Origin of the sequence: Flavobacterium plurextorum, assembly GCF_002217395.1 — a bacterium.
Lineage (GTDB): Bacteria > Bacteroidota > Bacteroidia > Flavobacteriales > Flavobacteriaceae > Flavobacterium > Flavobacterium plurextorum.
Genome location: NZ_MUHD01000016.1, coordinates 94,343 through 113,611, shown reverse-complemented (window position 1 = coordinate 113,611; position 19,269 = coordinate 94,343). Strand labels below are relative to the sequence as shown.

Here is a 19,269-nt window from a genome sequence, read left to right as displayed (position 1 = left end):
TAAGATAGCAAGTTCAATCCTTAAATTAGATAATATCTTAATGATAAGTTTAGTTCAAAAGCAAAGCTGCAACTTTTTACACTTGCAGCTTTACTAACCAACCAATTTAGAAATAATGAAATTATTTAAGTGAGAATCCCACTTTAGATTTTATATCTGTTGAAGAAGCTCCAATAATTGCTTCGAAATCTCCAGGCTCCGCAACCCAGTCATGTTTTTTATCATCAAAGAAACTTAACGCTGTTTTATCAACCGTAAAAGTTACTGTTTTTTCTTCTCCAGCTTTAAGCGAGATTTTCTCAAAACCTTTTAGTTCTTTTATCGGACGCGGTAATGAAGATTTCAAATCACTAATGTAAAGCTGTACAACTTCTGATCCTTCTCTGCTTCCTGTATTTTTTACTTTTACAGAAAATGTAATTTGATCTCCTGCTGTCATTTGTTTTTTGTCAGCCGTAACTTTTCCGTATGCAAAAGTGGTGTAACTCAAACCATGACCAAACGAGAATAATGGTTTTGCTTTTTGTTTATCAGCCCATCTGTAACCAACAAAAATACTTTCGTTGTATTTTACAGTATCTCCACCCGGAAACTCACCTAAAGCGTGCGCTCCATTGTCTGATAATTTGGCTGGAAAAGTAAAAGAAAGTTTTCCTGATGGATTTGCATCTCCAACTAAAATTGCCGCTAGAGCAGTTCCTGCCTCTGTTCCTAAGAACCAACCTTGTACAATTCCCGGAACTTCTTTAATCCAAGGCATTGCAACTGCATTTCCAGATATATTTACAAAAACGATGTTTTTATTTACTTTGGCTAAATCAGTAATTAATTTATCCTGATTGTAAGGAAGTCCAAGTTCTGTACGGTCGAATCCTTCAGCATCTTGTTTATCGCTTTTGTTTAAACCGCCGATGAAAAGAACAATATCTGCATCTTTAGCTGCCTTTAAGGCTTCTGCAGTCAATTCTGCAGGAGAACGTTTGTCTTCTAAGCTTACTTTGGCGATAACTCCATTATAATCGCTTGTTGGATCTCCTACATAACCACGAGCGTAAACAATTTCAGCTTGACTGCCAATTCTTTTCTTTAAACCTTCAAGAGGTGTAATCTCATATTTTGCTTTAAGCGAAGAACTTCCACCTCCAACAGTCATCATTTTAATTGCATTCTCTCCAATCACCGCAATTTTCTTAGTTTTAGAAAGATTAATTGGCAGAATGTTATTTGTATTTTGAAGTAAAACGATTCCTTCTTCGGCAATTTTACGGCCAGCTTCAGCATGTTCTGGTGTTCCAAAAGATCCAAAAGGACGATTTCTATCCATTGTAGTCAAGAAAGATAAACGTAAAACACGACGTACTTTTTCATCTAGTTCTTTAGTTCCAACTTCACCTTTTCTAATCATTTCAGAGTAAGGTTTTGCTAAGAAATAATTATCATAAGCATTACTTGTTCCCCAAGAAAGTCCGTTTGTCCAAGAACCAAATTCCATGTCCAAACCATTATGAATAGATTGTTTTGTATCGCTGACACCTCCCCAATCTGAAACTACAGCTCCTTTAAAGCCCCATTCACCGCGCAGAATGTCATTTAATAAAAACTCGTTATGACAACATTGCTGACCTTTATATTTGTTGTAAGCTCCCATGATTGACCATACGTCGCCTTCTTGTACTGCAGCTTTAAAAGCAGGAAGGTATATTTCGTACAAAGCACGATCATCTACGATTACATCAACAGAATTACGTTTTGTTTCTTGATTGTTTAAAGCAAAATGTTTTACACAAGCCGCTACTCCGTTCGATTGAACTCCTTTGATATAAGGAACGACCATTTTTGAAGCTAAAAACGGATCCTCACCCATATATTCAAAGTTACGACCGTTTAATGGGCTTCTGTATATGTTTACTCCAGGTCCTAATAGTACATTTTTGTTACGGTAACGTGCCTCTTCTCCAAGTGATTTACCGTATAAATGAGCCAGTTCTTTATTCCATGTTGCCGAAAGTGCCGTTAAAGCTGGAAATGCAATACAAGAATCGTTTGTCCAGCCAGCTTGGTCCCATTCATCCCATTTTACTTCAGGACGAATCCCGTGAGGTCCGTCAGTCATCCAGTTTTCTGGAATTCCTAATCGCGGTACACCTGGAGAGCTGAATTTTGACTGCGCATGAATCATGGCGATTTTTTCCTCGATTGTCATTCGCGAAAGCGCATCCTCTACACGTTCACTAATTGGCTTTTTATCATCTAGATAAACAGGAACTTTATTTTGTGCATTCAATCCGAATGAACTCAATAAAACTAAAACAACGATTGTTTTAACGTTTTTAAACATAACTATTAATTATTTAAGCATTCAATTTAATTAAAGACACAAGTAATCATTTTGCACCTTTTAATAATATTGTAAAACTAAAACGTTATAGTTCGTGTTAGATTTTTAAACGAAAAAAAGTAGTGAATTAAAAATGCAAAATATTGATTATTAATATTTTAATAAAAATTAAGAAGCTAAAAAAGTAGTGGTTTTAAAACAAAAAACTATGCTTTTTGTGTAATCAAACCAATTTTTATGACCATTTCTTCAAAATCATTTCTCGAAACTGCTGCTTTATTACGAGCTCTTGTTCGATAATTGTAAATTGTGCTTAAAGAATAGCGAAGAAATGCAGCAATCTTAACGCTGTCTGTAATTCCAAGTCGGATTAATGCAAAAATTCGAAGCTCTGTATTTAGTAATTCTCCCTGTTTTAAAACGATCTGTTCCTCCTTGATCAAAAGCGCATTAAAGTCCTTTACAAATGTTGGATATAAATTCAAGAAAATAATATCAAAGTTTTTATACAACTCTTCAAGCTCATTATCTACAAGAGTCGTAGATTTTAGAATTTTATAAATCTCATCGAATTGTTTTGCTGTAGCTTTCTTATTCAGAATGATTCGGTAATTTTCTAATTTATTGATGTAAGTCGAACAAAGACTGAAAAAATGAGCAATATACTCCTCTTTAATATGGTTTGATTCTGATAATTGCGCGTTACGCTCTTGTAACTGCTTGTTTGTTTTGGAAATATCTTGATTTAATTCTGCTAATTTCTGACTTGTTTCATAAAGTTCTCCACGAATTTTAGAAACTCTTTTCATTTGTTTGTAAACATAAATCACAGCTACAATCAAAAAAGCCGATAATAAACTGATACATAACAAATACAGCTGCAATTCTGTTTTACGTTTTGCCTCTTTTTCTAAATAAACGGTATTAATAATCGAATATACTTCGGACATTAATAAGGTCCGAAATTGTACATTGCAGTAAAGAGCATCTTCAATAGCTGATTGTGTAAGTTTGTAAGCCATATCGACATCTTCTATTTCATAAAAAACTAAAGCCAGTTCCTGAATAGATGCATTGTCTTTGTTTACATTTTTAATATCTGCGGTGGCTGACAGCGCATAGTATTTTTTTTGTAATTCTACTTGATGTGTCTGCTCATAAATTTTCCCCAATAAATAGGTAATCATTGCATATTGAGGTTCTTCTTCTTTTGAATTTTTCAATAGAAACAGCAGCTGTTTTTGAGCGCTTGATAACTTTTTATGATAAATATCCTGCTGAATTTTATTGATTTTATAAGTTATCGATTGCGGATCTAAAATGGTTAATAAAGAATCTCTATATTTTTGTATCTGTTCAATATACTGAATACTATAACTGTTGGCCGCATAGTGCTCAAAAAACTCGCGATAAGCGATGAAATAATTTGGCAGTAAATTTTTTGATAATTTACTCTTGTCAATACTTTTTAAAATGGCTTCAGATTCGCGATATTTTCCTGATGAAGAATAAAGTGTTACTAACTGTAATTGAGCCAAATGCAGTAAATCCTTGTTTTGAAGCTGATCTGCAATTTTCAAGTTCTTTTTTACATAGAAAATAGCTGAATCAGAATTGAATTTTTGATATTCTGTATATAATGTTTTGTTGTAATTGTATTCCTGTTCCTTTGTTAAACTATCCGATTTAATCTTTTTGAAGTTTAAAATTCGTTCTTCTTTAAGTTTAACGTAATGTTCTTTGTTTTCTAAAGCACGATTTAGTTTAGCTAAAATATCATCAATGCTGTCGGCAGCAAATACGGGAACGTTTACAAAAACGAATAATAAAAACAGTAAATATTTTTTCAAGTTGATTTAAGGTAAATAAGAGTTACAAATATAATAAAGTATTCACATTGCTCTTGTTCCTAAATATTTTATTTAAAAAACTAGGAGAAACATAGTTCGGAGGCTTTGGGCACTTTCATTATGTTCAGGTATTTTTATTTGAACACCAGTTGGTACTGAATTTTTATTTGTTTTGAAAGCCCCAGCGGAGCATTTTTTTTAATGCTACAACTGTGAAATTGGCGCAGACAAACAACTTTCAGGAATATCGAAAGCATTTACGAGAGCCAAAGCATCTGGACGAATATCCCAACATAATTGATTTACCATTTTCCTGATGGCTTTTGTTTTTGCCGCTTCCATATATCCATCTTCAAGAAACCAAGCTTTGTTTTTCTCTAATTGAGAAAGTGCATATAACTGACTTAATTTTGTCAATATTTCTTTTGTTTTTAAATCTTCTACAGCTTTAACAGCGATTTGAAACTGTTCTAAAACTACTCTTTCTAAGTAAGCTTGAGACACATCTATCATTTGATGCTGCACTACATTAAACGCATCATAAGTATCTAATCCCTCATCAATTAGTCTTTTTATACGTTTTGCTGCTGATGCTAGAATTGTTTTTTCTCTATGAATGAAAGCCTGTAAATGGAATTCTCCATCAAGTAAATGCTCGTCTTCTGTTCTGCGAGTGGCAATTGGGTTCTTTTCGGTAATTGCAGTCTTTGCATTTTCATACACATAATTTATAATTCCCAGTGATCCCATTTCACCAAAGGATTTTCTAAATTCAGATAAACGATTTTTTGCTGTTAACTGCATTAAAACGGTATTATCACCTTCAAAAGTGGTGTATATTTCGGTGTCATTTTTTAACGCATCAATTCTGTTCTCAGACAGATATCCTTTTCCACCGCAAGCTTCACGGCATTCCTGCAGAATATCTCTTGTGCTCCAAGTTGAATATGATTTCAAACCAGCCGCCAATGCTTCAATTTCCTGCATTTCGGCTTCTGTTCTATTCAAGAATCTATTAGTGAGATATTGCAGAGCAAAATGAACAGCATACGTTTTTGCCAAATGCGGCAGTAAACGGCGCTGATGAATTCTGTAATTTAAAATTGGAACTTCTGATCCTCCTTCTGGTCCAAATTGTCGACGTTGATCGCTGTAACGAATCGCAATTGTTAATCCCGATTTTGCTGCTGATAAGGCTGAACGGGGAATCCCAATTCTTCCGCCAACTAGAGTTCCTAACATCGTAAAAAAGCGTCTGTTATCACTCGGAATCGGACTTTCAAATTCTCCTTTATCATTTACTGAAGCAAATCGATCGAGCATATTTTCTTTCGGAATTACCATATTATCAAAGCTGATGGTTCCGTTATCAACACCGTTTAAGCCCATTTTATGACCGCAATCTCCTATCTTAATTCCATTTAAAGTATTTCCATCTGTATCTCTTAGCGGAACTATAAAAGCGTTTACACCATAATCATGGCCGTCAATAATTAGTTTTGCAAAAACAGTTGCCATTTGACCATGAACTGCAGCGTTGCCAATGTATTCTTTTTGAGCATTTTTGTTTGGCGTATGAACTGTAAAAGTTTGATCGTTATGATTGTAAGTTGCCGTAGTTTCCAATCCTTTTACATTAGATCCATGATGTGTTTCGGTCATTGCAAAACATCCTGGAAGTTTTAAAGAACCAATATCTTTTAGATATTTAGCATAATGTTTCTCTGTTCCAAGAGATTGCACACTCATTCCCCAAAGTCCAAATTGAACTCCAAATTTTATTACCAAACTCAAATCATGATAACTCAATGTTTCCATAATGGCAAAATAATCTGCTATATTTTCTCCTCCGCCATATTGCTTTGGATATGCCATATTTCCGAGATTTTCATCTGCTAAAATTTTACACCATTTATATACTGTTTGACGGTAAACATTAATATCTGTAGAAGTTTCATAAGCAAACTCAGGCTTTGAAAGGATTGATTTTACTCTATTAATAATTGAAGCTTCTTTGCCGTTTAAAATTGTCGTTAACTGTTGAACATCAAAATTGTTTGTCGTTTGAGAGTTAACTGTTAGTGAATCTGATTTTGTTCTAAAATTCTGAATTACCTCTTCTCCCAGAATTCCAAGATCATTCTCTAGTTTTGCAAAATCAGCTTCTAAAGTCGAAATATCTAAGTCTTTCTCTGAAAGTGCAACGGCAATGTCAAAAATAGATTTTATCGACGATTTGTCTTTTATATTAGCTTCAATATCTGATTTCCACTTTGTGAGCTCATTTCGTGAAGGCGGATTTGAAATATCAACTTTTGAAAGAAGATATTCTTGTTCTTCGGCCGAAAGGTTTTTTTGAGATTTTATAAATTCTTTTAACGTAGCGAATTCTTTTTGAGTTAAAAGATCATCAGACCACACTAAATAAAACAATGGAATAAAGGCTTGAAGTTTGGCGTTTTTCATATAAATTGGGATTCGGTTTTGTAATAGCTTTTTTTTCACAGATTAAAAGGATTACTTCTTTTTGTTGAATAATAGCCACGAATTACAAAAATTTTCACAAATCCAAATTGATTTAAAAAAATTAGTATGAATAAAAAATTTGCGAAAATTTGTGTAATTCATGGCTAAAAAATCAATTTAATCGATAAAATCTGCGGCCTATACTTCACATATTACTGCATAAAAAAACAGGAATGAAAAATACTCATTCCTGTTTAAACATCCTGTTAAGATTCTGGTAATTTATATTTTAAACCAATAAAAAATATAAAAAACGGCTTTTATTTTGAACCTTTGGATACTGGGATTAATTTTTGCTTTATCGCAAAAATATGATGTGAATTAAAAACCAATACTGCAAGAAATACAATTCCGTATGCGATAATTTGAGTAGATCCAATTGGCTCTTTATAAAAGAATGCAGCCAAGAGAAATGCAATCATCGGATTAATATTCAAAAGCATCCCAACTGTTGAAGAATTAATGCCTGAAAGTGCGTATAAATTAAGGAATAACGGAAAAATCGTAAACAAAATGGCAATGGTTTCAATACAGAAATAAAACTTAAATTCTGTTGGAACCTGTCCGCTGTAAGCAGGATAAAAAGGCAGTAAAAATAAAGCTGCCAATGTAATATGGAATGTTAATACTATAAATTTATCAAAACCTTTATTGATACGCTGGCTTACTAAATAAGAGGCGTAAGTAAATCCGATTATAATACTGAAAACCATATCCATAATGTTAGTATAAGATAAAAGCAGACAGCCCGAAATACTTAAGCCAACAGCCATCCATTGTGTTTTGCTAAGTTTTTCATGCAAAATAAAATAAGCCAATAAAGTGGTTAAAATTGGACATACTAAGTAAGCTAATGAAGTTGCTTTTACACTAACATGATTCATTACATAAATAAATGTGAACCAGTTTGCCATTAAAAAAACGCTTCCGCCAATATTTAATAAAATACTTCTTCGTTTTTCAAAAACCGGCATTGCTTTAAAAATAGCTATGGTTTCTTTTATTTTTTTTCTTCTAAAAGTAAACGAAATCAAAAGCATTAGAATACTGCAGCTGAAAACGCGATAAAATAATATATCCAATGATGGATACTCATGTATTGGCTTTAAAACCAAACTAAAAAATCCCCAGATTACAAAACATGTAATGGCTGCGATGTAGTATTTTGTTGTTTTCATCTGGATATTATTTATACTTTTTTTGATGAAACAAATTTCTTAAAAATTATACAGCAATACAGATACAGTTTTTGTAAATTGCACCATAACAGTTTTTTTTTTATGAAAGATTCGAATTACTTGTATTTGCAGTTTGCGAACCGAATTGAAAAACAGATTAAATCTGGTGTTTTGAATGTGGGCGATAAACTGCCTTCTATACGTGAAGTTTGTGCAGAAACAGGCTACAGCATGAGTACCGTAAGCAAAGCATATTACGAAGTCGAAAGCAGGTCACTGATAGAATCAAGACCTCAATCTGGTTATTATGTAAGTAATATTTCGGCTAGAACAATTCCTGAGCCGTCACCAAGCAGTCCTATCTTAAAATGTGAAAATATCGACCGTGAAGATTTGATTGATCAGGTTTATGGCAACATGACTGATAAAAATATTACAATGCTGTCTTTAGGTTTTCCATCGAATGAGCTGCTTCCTATTGCTAAACTGAATAAAGGAATGGTTCAAGCCATGCGACAGCTTCCAAACAGCGGAACGAGTTACGAACAAGTTCAAGGAAACTTAAATTTGCGAAAAGAAATTGCGCGCTGGTCTTACACTTGGGGCGGATCTTTGACTGAACATGATATAATTACAATGCCAGGCTGTACTAGTGCAATCTCACATTGTTTAATGACTTTGACAAAACCAGGAGATACTATTATTACTGAAAGTCCAGCGTATTTTGGAATTTTACAATTGGCAAAATCGTTGGGTTTATATATTATGGAATTGCCAACAAATATGACTACTGGTATAGAATTGGAAGCTTTAAAAAAAGCTCTTTCTTCAAAGAAAGTAAAACTTTGTTTGTTGATGAGCAATTTCAGTAATCCATCTGGAAGTATGATGCCGGCTGAACATAAAATAGAAGTCGTTCGATTAATGGAATTTTACAATATTCCGCTGATTGAAGATGATATTCATGGGGATTTGTATTTTGGTTCCAGTCGTCCAACAAATTGTAAAACTTATGACGAAAGTGGTATTGTGCTTTGCTGCAGCTCTGTTTCTAAAACACTTGCGCCGGGTTATCGTGTAGGCTGGGTTTCGCCTGGAAAGTTTAAAAAACAAATTTTACGAAATAAAATATACCACAGCCTCTCCTCGCCTACAATTACACATGAAGTTGTGGGGGATTTTCTTAAAAATGGACGTTATGAAAATCATCTTCGTAAAATTCGTCAAATTTTAAATCGTAACTGTAATAATTATATAAACACGGTTTTAGAATCTTTTCCCGCAGGAACAAAAGTAAGTCAGCCTCAAGGCGGTTTTTTTCTATGGATTGAACTTGATAAAAGTATCGATACCGCTGCATTATATCAGTTAGCGATGAAACATAATATTAGTATTGCTCCCGGCCGAATTTTCTCTTTTCAAGATCAATTTTCAAATTGTATGCGTCTGAGTTTTGGTCTTCCTTGGACAAATGAACTTAGAGAATCGATACAAATTTTAGGGAAACTCGCTGCCAAATAAATAATTTATCAAACAAAAAAAAGCTGAGCAGCATAAATATATACTGTCCAGCCAACAATTAAGAAACTAAAATTCAAAATATTATAAAACGAAATAAGCGTCTTTCTCGACTTTTACAGGTTCATCTTTTAAATCAAATTCTTTTATAATATCAAATTCACTTTGATACTCGTTAAGCATTTGTTTGATATTTCTTTCTATTGTGTTTGCAATAGTTGTTACAGGTGTGTCTGAAGGTCTGTTTTCAAAAGGATCCTGCAAGTGAATTGCCATTCTTTCTATTAAAAAGAAAGCTGCCGAAATTGCGGTAATTAACGGAATTGCAAACCAGCTTAATACGCTTGTTAAGCCAAATGGAAGCAGGAAAATAAACAAACATAAAGTCAATCTAATGTACATACTGTAAGTAGTTGGGAAAATTGTATTTTTAATTCTCTCACATTTACCCATTTCATCACATAATCTAGACAATGTATTATCAATTTCTACTTGCTGATACATATTGATTCGCTTTTCGTTCTTAGCATTTCTAAGATCTCGCGCATGCAGCATTAAAATGGCGTTTGGTATATTTTGATGATTTTTAATATAACGTAGTTCTTCTTCGCTTACCAAACCTTCAAGCGGTTTTATAGCATCTTTATTTCGCAATGCCTGACCTAAACTATAACACCATGCGATTTGTCTTTTGGCAAAGTTCTCTTTGAATTCGCTTGCTTTAACAGAAAAATCTGGATCTTTATAAAACGTCAATACTTGACGAATTAAGGTTCTTGAATCGTTTACAATTGCTCCCCAAACAATCCTCGCTTCCCACCATCTATCGTAAGCCTGATTAGACTTAAAAGCTAATAGTAAGGAAATAATTGTTCCAATCATTGTTGGAATCGCAATTGGAATATCTACAGGAAGGTTAATAAAATAGTGATGAAAAATTTCAAATAGTATGGTATAAGTCAATACCAAGGCAATTTCTACTTTAATTTTCCCGAGAACATACTTCATTGGTATTCTTTTCTTTAATAACATATCGTCGGTTTTAATTAAATTAATTATTTAAAAGAGATTTGATTTAAACTAACTCTTCGTACAACGAAAGAACAGGAAGTCCTAGTCGCTCATTGATACTTTCTTTTTTAGTTTTCTTAAATTTGATTTTCTCTCCTTTACGAGTTTCCACAAGCAAATCAATATCATATTTTGAAATTGCTTCGTTTAGATATGGAGCCATATCTTCATAATTATCATCGATTTTTGAAGTTTGGCTTACAATTTCATATGAAAAATTATCATTCAAAAATTGCTGAACATCTTTAATGTGCATATTTGCCTTACCGTTTTCGATATATAGTGCTTTGTTGAAATCGTTTTTAGGCTGTTCAATTCCTAAGTGCAGAATTGGGCATTTTTGGTTTCCAGCCAATTGCGTTAAATACTGATGAATACGTTTGGTCTCTTTTTTATAAGAATGAGTTAAGATGACCAATTTAACAGAAAAGTTGTCTATAATACCTCTAAAAATTGGTGATGAAAGACCGTACTGATTGTGGATTTTAATTTTGCAGTTTTGCGTATGACCAATCATATATCTGCAAGTTTCTAAAACTTCTTCTTGGCTTCTTGATAATCCAGTTCTCATTTCACGTAAAAAATGAGAAGAAGAAAAAGTATCCGGAGTATCAGAAACCATCATTAAAATGATTTCGCACTCCGATTCTTTTGCTTGATTAATAGCAGCATTTACTGCGCTGATTGTATCGTCTTTTAATGTAGTAGGTATAAGGAAATTTTTCATAAGTATAATCTTTTAGTTTATACATACAAAATAACTCCTTGGAAATTAGATCGTTCTTAAGCTCTAATTAGATTTTTCTAAGATTCAACATTAGAATTTTTAATGTTATTCTTTTTGATTTTTGATTTATTAAAGATTATGGTAACGATAGTTCCCTTATTTTGCTCGGATTGCACCTGAATTTCTCCATCGTGCATGCGAATAATTTTTGAAGCTAAAGGAAGCCCTAAACCATAGCCAATATACTTGGCAGCAATTTTACCTCTAAAGAAAGGTTCATATAAATGAGGAATATCTTCAGGAGGAATCCCGATTCCGATATCATTAATAGAAATTTTAATAAAATCCTGATTAACGGTAAGCACAACAAAAACCTCATTATTATCTGAATATTTTACTCCATTGGTAATAATATTATTAATAGCGAGTTCTAAAAGAGGTTTATTGCAAGGCAGCAGTAATAAACTTGAATCTTTTGGAGCAAAGTTCAACTTGATGCTTACTCGGTTATCAGGGAAAATTTTATCTAAATCAGATTTAACGTCTAATAACAATTCGTCAATTCTGGCAATATCTAAAACTTGTTTTTTTCCGTCATAACCTGTTTGTGTAAGCTTAAGTAAACTTTCCGTTAAGTTTCCTAATCTTGATGCCTGACTATAGATATTTTCTAGAGATTGAACGTACTCTTTTACTTCACGTTCTTTAAGAAGCATAATTTCTGCTTCGGCAATTATTGTTGTAATTGGTGTTTTTAATTCGTGAGAAGCATTATTTATAAAATTAGCCTGTATTTCAAAAGAAGTTTCTAAACGATCCAGCATATCATTAAAGGTTTCTGTAAGATCTGAGATCTCATCAGAATTTTTGACTTCAGGAAGACGATTGTGCAAGTTTGATGCACTTATTCGATTTACCTCTTTAATAATTCGCGCTACTGGATTAATAACTCGTTTGGCTAAAAATTGCCCTAGAAAGAATGCTAAAAACATGAAGGCAATACCGCCAACGATTAATATTTTTACAATATATATAGAAGTAGTTTTTCCTTGACGGTCTCGCGCACCAACAATTACTATATATTTTTGATTTCCTTCTTTAAAAATCTGTCCTAAATAATATTTGCTGTTTATTTCATAATAGTTTCTTCCAGTTTCTAATATAGTAGAATAAAATTCATTAGGAAGATTTAAGTCGGTATTGTAATCAAAACTGTTTGCGCTGTTTACTTTAAGCACATACTCTTCCTCCTCGATAAGTTCTTCGAGTCCGTTTTTCTTTAAATTACTGTAATATTTTATCTTTTCAGGATCATTTTGAAAATGAATAGAGGACACAATTTTTGCTCTGTCATCTAATCGTTTCAAAAAATGATAACGATTGTTTTCTCTAAACAAAACAAAAACAAGTACACTTAAAAGTAAGGTACTAAAAGTTGAAAGCGCTACATAGGTTAAAGTAATTTTTTTTCTTATATCCATTTTATGGTTTTATAACATAACCTAGTCCTTTCATTGTATGAATGAGTTTGGTTTTGAAAGGTTTGTCTATTTTTTTTCGCAAATACGTAATATAAACGTCTACAACATTTGTGTTCATATCAAAATTAATATCCCAAACGTTATCTAAAATTTGATCTCGAGATACTATCATACCTGCATTTTTGCCTAAATAATACAATAATTTAAACTCTTTAGCTGTCAAAATTATAGATTCTCCGTCTCTTTTAACCGTTTTCGCACGTCCATTTATCTCTAAATCGCCAACTGCAATAACATCGATCTTATCGGTTTCTTGATGTGCTCTACGGTGTAAAGCATTGACTCTTGCGTCAAGTTCTCCAAATTTAAAAGGCTTAACTAAATAATCATCCGCTCCTGCATTAAGGCCGGTTACAATATTTTCGGATGTTCCTAAAGCTGTTAAAAGTAAAACGGGCACAAAGTTTTTACTTGCGCGAAGTCTTCTGCATATTTCAATTCCATTAATATCAGGCAGCATTACATCTAGAATTACAACATCAAAATTATAGTTGTGAATCATTTCTAGTGCAGTTTTACCATCAAGCGCCACACTTACTTCGTTGTTATTTTCTGCAAATCCTTTGCGTAAAATCGATAAAAGATTTGGTTCGTCTTCGACTATAAGTAGTTTCATATTAATTTGTATCAACAACAAAAATAGGGATTGCCATTAAAAATACTATTCATAACTGTTATAAATTATGATTTTATTATGAACAATTACTAAGATTTTGATGCAAAAAAAAAGCAACTCAGAATAAGTTGCTTTTTTATATACTAAAATTGGGTTGTTTAATACTAGTTTTTGAAATTAAAGCTCAATACAGCTCCTAAACCAAACTGAAAAGTAGAAACATAATCATCAACTGCAACTGGTCCATACCAATATGTCCAATAATAACTCTCACCAACCGCTGCTGACATAGATTGTAAATAGGCATTAATATTTACAGAGACTGATGATGCAGTTTTGATCTTTACCCCTCCTTTTATGTCCCATGCAAAATAAGTACCACTTCCGCCCTGAGGTGTTTCAATGATACCAACTCCCGCTCCAGCGCCTAGATAAGGTAAAAGATTTGATCCTGTATCGAAATAATGAGTAAAATCTGCAAGAATAAAATTGAAAGCTCCTTTATCATTTCCAGCATTGATTTGATTTCCAGTTGGACCATAAAATGGTATTTTAGTATCAGCTCTTAAGTATTTTAATTCAACCGAATTGTTTGTTGAAAAGAAATACTCGAAACCGGCTCCATATTGAAAACCATCTTCAACTGTTGCTGAATAACCATCATAATTGATGCTGTCCGAAAAATTGTAACCACCATACAAATTAAGAGAAAATGACCTCGCATCTTGTGCATTCATTCCTATTGCAAATAGGAAAAAAACTAAAAATAAACTGTACTTTTTCATAAATTTTGTTTTTGAAAGTTAATAGGGAACTCAAATTTAAGTTTTTTCTTCTGAATTTTAATCTTTTTTTAACAAAAAAAATCACACTCACAAATACTTAACCAATTAGAAAACATTTGTTTACATTTTTCAAAATGTTTCACCAGCATTCAAATAGAATCCTTTAGAACTATTTCCCCATGCATAATCAACGATTAAATTTGTTCGAGTTTTTTTATCAATTAGAATTCTTAATCCAATACCCGCTGCCGGCTGAATTGCATGAAATAGAGATGTATTTGCATCGTTATTACTAGCTGTCACAAAATTGGTAAAAATGGTACCGCTAATCATTTGATTGCAAGTAATGGGGAATCGAAGTTCTGTAGACAGATAAATCAATCCATCTCCTCTAAACAAACCTTGTGTATAACCTTCTCCACTCCTGCTGCGCTGATCCCAGCCTATTGCAGGCAAATTTAAATAAGGCACCTTTCCTCGTGTTACAAACTGTCCGTAGGCCCAGATTCCCAAAATATAACGGTCGTTTTTACGTGATAACGGAATAAACTGTCTGAATTCTGTATACAAAACATTACTGTATTGCTGATTATCAAATAAAACAGGATTAAAACGATAATTAACATTGGCGAACCAGCCTCGATTCGAATTCACTTGATTATCTCGTGAATCGTATACCATATTAAAACTTACTCCTGTTAGAAAATATTCTAAATTGTCAAATCCGTGCAGCTGACTGTAATTGTAATGGTAAGTTAAATTGCCGTTAGCGACATCCAACTCTTTGTCGTTTATATTAGTGTACCAATCAATATTTACACCTCCGCCTACATAAAAATTCTTTCTTACTTCAAAAGAAGCCGTTTGATGAAACTTAAAATAATTATAATCCATTGATTGCGCAATTGAGTCGATACTAAAACTTGGATCTCGATCGCGACGAGGCGGAATAATATCGGTGCCTAAACCGTAATTGGGCTGTGAGAAAATATATAGACGATAATCACCGCTTAGAAAAATTCTATTATTCTTCAACAAAATATTATTTTTCACATTGATCATCCATTGCTTCTTCAAAGTGTAAATAATTCCAAGATTTGCGACAGAATATTTATCAGCTTCTTGTTTGCCTTTAAACGTGTATTGCGCAACACCGCCAAAAAAAAATCCGGTCGCTGGTTGTGAGCCAATTGCCGGAATTACAAGAAAAAAGTTGCTTTTGGTAGGTTTAACAATATAAATAGAATCTTTCTTTTTAAAGACTTCAAAAATAGTTTTAGGTGCGCATATTTCTGAATTATTTGTCTCTGATTGTGCATTTAAATATAAAGGCGTAAAAAGAAGCAAGAATGCTAGTTTCAGGATGTGTTCAAAATAAGTATTTTCTAAGAATTTCACTCTTTAAAAGTTTTAATTTCTACTAAAACCACATTCAAACCTAATGTAAATATAGCTTATTTTCAATACATTACTAAAATTTAATGCGTTTAATTGTATAAAAAAACCGTCAATTTGCATTGACGGTTCCTATTAACTAATTATATAGAATTAACTATTTCGTAATAAACTTTGGATGAATTAAATTTTCTAATGAATAAATTTCATCCCATTTTTCTTGTGTTATCAGCTTTCTTTCTAAAACAGCAATTTGATGTACACTTTTATTTGTTTTCAAAGCTTCACCGGCAATACTTGCGCTTTCTTCGTAGCCAATAATTGGATTTAATTGTGTTACAATTCCGATGCTGTTCATTACCATATTATAACAGTGATCAACATTTGCCGTAATTCCGTTGATACATTTATCAATTAAAGTCTGAATTGCATTTGAAAGATAATCAAGCGATGTAAACATTGCAAAAGCGATTACAGGCTCCATAACATTCAATTGCAATTGTCCTGCTTCTGCGGCCATCGTAACCGTTAAATCCTGACCAATTACATAAAAACAGGTTTGGTTTACTACTTCTGGAATTACCGGATTTACTTTTCCTGGCATTATAGACGAACCTGGCTGACGTGCAGGCAGATTAATTTCGTTTAAACCTGTTCTCGGCCCTGAACTTAATAATCTTAAATCGTTACAGATTTTAGAAATCTTAACTGCAGAACGTTTTAATGTTCCCATAATCTGTACGTATGCTCCAGTATCAACCGTTGCTTCGATTAAATCTGGAGACAGCGTTAATGCAATTCCAACTTCTTCAGCTAGATATTTCACGCAAATTTCAGGATAACCTTCAGGTGCATTTACTTTCGTTCCAATTGCAGTTGCTCCCATATTGATTTCCAGTAATAATTCCTGAGCATTTCTTAAACGCTGAATATCTTCACCAATCGTAGTCGCATATGCTTTAAATTCCTGCCCTAAAGTCATCGGTACAGCATCTTGCAGCTGTGTTCTTCCCATTTTTAGAACTTCTTTAAACTCCTCACCTTTCTTTGCAAAAGCGATTTCTAATCCAGAAAGCGTTTTAATGAAACTTTCCATTTTTAGAAACAATGCAATTCTAAATGCTGATGGATATGCATCGTTTGTAGACTGTGAACAATTTACATGATTATTTGGATGTAAAAAGCTGTATTCGCCTTTTTTATGTCCCAAATATTCAAGTCCAATGTTTGCAATCACTTCATTAGCATTCATATTTACAGATGTTCCTGCACCGCCTTGAATTAAATCACTCACAAATTCGTCATTAAATTTACCAGCAATTACTTGATCACTTCCGTAACAAATCGCCTCGGCAATTTTAGGATCTAATGCACCGCAGTCTTTGTTTGCCAAAGCAGCAGCTTTTTTTACATATCCTAAAGCTTTGATGAACAAAGGCTCTTTAGAAATAGGAATTCCTGTAATATTAAAATTCTCTACCGCTCTAAAAGTCTGGATTCCGTAGTATAAATGATTAGGTATTTCCAGCTCTCCCAGAAAATCATGTTCCTTTCTTGTTGATTCCATATAATAAAATTGCTATGTTTTTAACTTAAAAATAAATGTAAAGCTACATCAAATTATGCATTAAAAATGTGAATGAAAACAAAATGATTTACGATTTGCATAGAATATTTTATTCTAAATTATTACCTTTTCACTCTCAAACAATTATCAAAACAGAGTTGAAAAAAGAAAGCGAATATTTTCTTGATAAAGAGTTTAATACTATTATTTACGACAAAGACGATCTGAATTTTAAAGATTTTGAATGCTGCGTTTTTAATAATTGTAACTTTTCTGCCTGTACTTTTCTTGCTGTTACTTTTATTGACTGCGTTTTTAACGATTGCATTTTTAATGAAGCAAAGATTAATTATGTTGCTTTTAGAACAGCTTCTTTTAATCGATGTGAAATTAAAGAAGTAAACTTCGCCATGTGTGACAAACTGATTTTTGAAGTCAGTTTTACTGATTGCATTTTGGATTTTTCAAAATTTTATACTTTAAAAATAAAGGGAACTCCATTTGTCAATTGCAGTTTAATTGCCGTCGATTTTATGGCTGCCGATTTAACCAATGTTATTTTTGACAATTGCGATTTATACCGCTCCGAGTTTGATAGAGCTATTGCCAACAAAGCCGATTTTAGAACGAGTTATAATTATACAATTGATCCATCAAAAACGAAGCTTAAGAAAGCCGTTTTTGCTTTAAAAGAATTGAAAGGTTTATTGTTTAAACATGATGTACTTGTGAGTTAATAAGTAACATTAATCTGTTTTTTTTTAGGAAGTACTGAATTTGGCAATAAGAACAAAATCAACAAAACACTTGTCAAACAGAATAAATGGATAAGCGTACCATAGAAAAAAGCATTATAAAAATGTAGAAAGTCTGTGTTTCCTTTTGTTAAATAGTAAAACACACTTCCAGTAATAGTAATTCCTAAAGCACCAAACAATTGCTGCAATGTAGAATAAACTCCTGAAGCATTTCCTATTAGATTTTGAGGTAAATCTTTCAAAGCAATATTAGCAAATGAGGGCAAAACCAATGCAACGCCGGCACCATGTAAAAACATTACAAAATATCCTCTAAAATCAAATGTTTGGCAATAAAAAAGTACAAGTTGTAAAATAAGTGCAACTATAAGCAGCAGTGCACCAATAATCAATACAACTTTTCCATAACGCAGTACTAGTTTGGCAGAAAAAAAAGAGGACAGAATAAAACCGCTCCCTTGAAATACAATAAAATATCCTGCATGCATTGGAGAAAGTCGAATTCCTTCTTGTAAAAAAATCGCAAGTACAAAAAAATAAGCATCGAGCATCAACATAAAAAGTGCAGATGCTGAAACTGCCATATTAAAATTTCTATTGGCAAAAAGTTCTAAGTTTAATAAAGGTTCTTTTTTCTTAGATTTTCTTCTTATTTGTCTAATAATAAAAATAAGAATTAATATAATTGACACAGGCAGACTAATGACAGCTTGACTGCTTTGTTCTAATCCTACAGCCATAGAAAAAACCAGCATTGCAAGACCTGCGCATAATATACAAGCACTCAAATAATCCATTTGCAAGGAAGAATAGTCTCTAGAATGATTAAGAAAGCGAATAGCGAGCAAAATACCTGCAGCACAAATAGGCACATTTATTAAAAATATATAACGCCAAGAATGATCAATAAATAAAGGCTTTAGCTCTACAAGAAAACCTCCTAAAAATTGCCCCAGTATAGTACCAATACCAATTGCAATTCCGTACCAACCCATTGCGTACGTACGCTCCTTATGATCAGTAAAAAGAACTTGTATATAAGATAAAACTTGCGACGACATTAAAGCCGCACTTATTCCTTGAAAAAATCTAAGTAAAATAAGCTGGTCTGTAGTTCCTGCAAAACCACATCCTGCAGAGCAAACCATAAATAGAATCATTCCTATAATAAATATTCTTTTTCTTCCGTAATAATCCCCCATTTTACCTCCAATTATTAAAAAAGATGCAAACCCAACCATATACATCGCAACCACTAACTGAATTTTCGCATTACTGGAACCAAGTCCGCGTTGAATTGACGGAATAGCAATGTTAACAATAAAAATATCCAAAATGGTTAGCAAATGCCCAAGTAATAATATAAGTAATGAAATATATTTATTTTTCATAATATATA

General features: G+C 32.7%; 14 protein-coding genes. 2 read left to right on the top strand and 12 right to left on the bottom strand.

All coding sequences use genetic code 11. The annotated features are described in order from the left end of the window. Nucleotides 1–121: 121 nt before the first annotated feature. The 4 genes from B0A81_RS09160 to B0A81_RS09145 form a co-directional block, all read right to left on the bottom strand. Nucleotides 122–2,338 carry a glycoside hydrolase family 3 C-terminal domain-containing protein gene (locus tag B0A81_RS09160; RefSeq protein WP_089057745.1) on the bottom strand — a complete coding sequence of 739 codons (2,217 nt, stop codon included), beginning with the start codon at nucleotides 2,336–2,338 and terminating at the stop codon, nucleotides 122–124. A gap of 206 nt (nucleotides 2,339–2,544) precedes the next feature. After that, on the bottom strand, nucleotides 2,545–4,188 hold the full coding sequence (locus B0A81_RS09155; protein ID WP_089057744.1) for a DUF6377 domain-containing protein: 1,644 nt from the start codon (nucleotides 4,186–4,188) through the stop codon (nucleotides 2,545–2,547). Nucleotides 4,189–4,392: 204 nt separating this feature from the next. Beyond that, a complete protein-coding gene (locus B0A81_RS09150; RefSeq protein WP_089057743.1) occupies nucleotides 4,393–6,654 on the bottom strand; it encodes an acyl-CoA dehydrogenase family protein in 2,262 nt (753 codons plus the stop codon). Nucleotides 6,655–6,974: 320 nt separating this feature from the next. Then, complete coding sequence (locus B0A81_RS09145; RefSeq protein WP_089057742.1) at nucleotides 6,975–7,892, bottom strand: EamA family transporter; 918 nt, start codon at nucleotides 7,890–7,892, stop codon at nucleotides 6,975–6,977. Between the two features lie 102 nt (nucleotides 7,893–7,994). Between B0A81_RS09145 and B0A81_RS09140 the strand changes: the two genes are divergently transcribed. Further along, entirely contained in the window at nucleotides 7,995–9,413 is a 1,419-nt protein-coding gene (locus B0A81_RS09140; protein WP_089057741.1) for an aminotransferase-like domain-containing protein, read from the top strand. Between the two features lie 81 nt (nucleotides 9,414–9,494). On the opposite strand, the gene B0A81_RS09135 is transcribed toward B0A81_RS09140, so the two are convergent. From B0A81_RS09135 to aspA, 7 genes are all read right to left on the bottom strand, one after another. Next, nucleotides 9,495–10,442, bottom strand: coding sequence for a bestrophin family protein (locus B0A81_RS09135; RefSeq protein WP_089057740.1), 948 nt, complete (start codon nucleotides 10,440–10,442; stop codon nucleotides 9,495–9,497). A 43-nt stretch (nucleotides 10,443–10,485) separates the two neighbouring features. Next, nucleotides 10,486–11,208: a hypothetical protein gene (locus B0A81_RS09130; RefSeq protein WP_089057739.1), complete on the bottom strand. Its 723-nt coding sequence runs from the start codon at nucleotides 11,206–11,208 to the stop codon at nucleotides 10,486–10,488. 77 nt (nucleotides 11,209–11,285) lie between these two features. After that, the gene (locus B0A81_RS09125; RefSeq protein ID WP_089057738.1) at nucleotides 11,286–12,689 is read right to left on the bottom strand and encodes a HAMP domain-containing sensor histidine kinase; all 1,404 of its coding nucleotides are present in this window, start codon (nucleotides 12,687–12,689) and stop codon (nucleotides 11,286–11,288) included. Between the two features lies 1 nt (nucleotide 12,690). Beyond that, nucleotides 12,691–13,365: a response regulator transcription factor gene (locus tag B0A81_RS09120; protein WP_089057737.1), complete on the bottom strand. Its 675-nt coding sequence runs from the start codon at nucleotides 13,363–13,365 to the stop codon at nucleotides 12,691–12,693. A 164-nt stretch (nucleotides 13,366–13,529) separates the two neighbouring features. Beyond that, nucleotides 13,530–14,150, bottom strand: coding sequence for an outer membrane beta-barrel protein (locus B0A81_RS09115; RefSeq protein WP_089057736.1), 621 nt, complete (start codon nucleotides 14,148–14,150; stop codon nucleotides 13,530–13,532). 129 nt (nucleotides 14,151–14,279) lie between these two features. Next, nucleotides 14,280–15,548, bottom strand: a complete 1,269-nt coding sequence (locus tag B0A81_RS09110; RefSeq protein ID WP_089057735.1) for a BamA/TamA family outer membrane protein — start codon at nucleotides 15,546–15,548, stop codon at nucleotides 14,280–14,282. 154 nt (nucleotides 15,549–15,702) lie between these two features. After that, the gene (aspA, locus tag B0A81_RS09105) at nucleotides 15,703–17,112 is read right to left on the bottom strand and encodes an aspartate ammonia-lyase (protein WP_089057734.1); all 1,410 of its coding nucleotides are present in this window, start codon (nucleotides 17,110–17,112) and stop codon (nucleotides 15,703–15,705) included. A gap of 158 nt (nucleotides 17,113–17,270) precedes the next feature. Here aspA and B0A81_RS09100 point away from each other — a divergent pair, with 158 nt between their 5' ends. Then, nucleotides 17,271–17,849 (top strand): pentapeptide repeat-containing protein, encoded by a 579-nt coding sequence (locus tag B0A81_RS09100; RefSeq protein WP_089057919.1) that lies wholly within the window; start codon nucleotides 17,271–17,273, stop codon nucleotides 17,847–17,849. Here the strand turns inward: B0A81_RS09100 and B0A81_RS09095 are convergent. Then, nucleotides 17,846–19,261, bottom strand: coding sequence for an MFS transporter (locus B0A81_RS09095; protein WP_089057733.1), 1,416 nt, complete (start codon nucleotides 19,259–19,261; stop codon nucleotides 17,846–17,848). The two genes, B0A81_RS09100 and B0A81_RS09095, sit on opposite strands and share 4 nt — an antisense overlap. Nucleotides 19,262–19,269 lie beyond the last annotated feature (8 nt).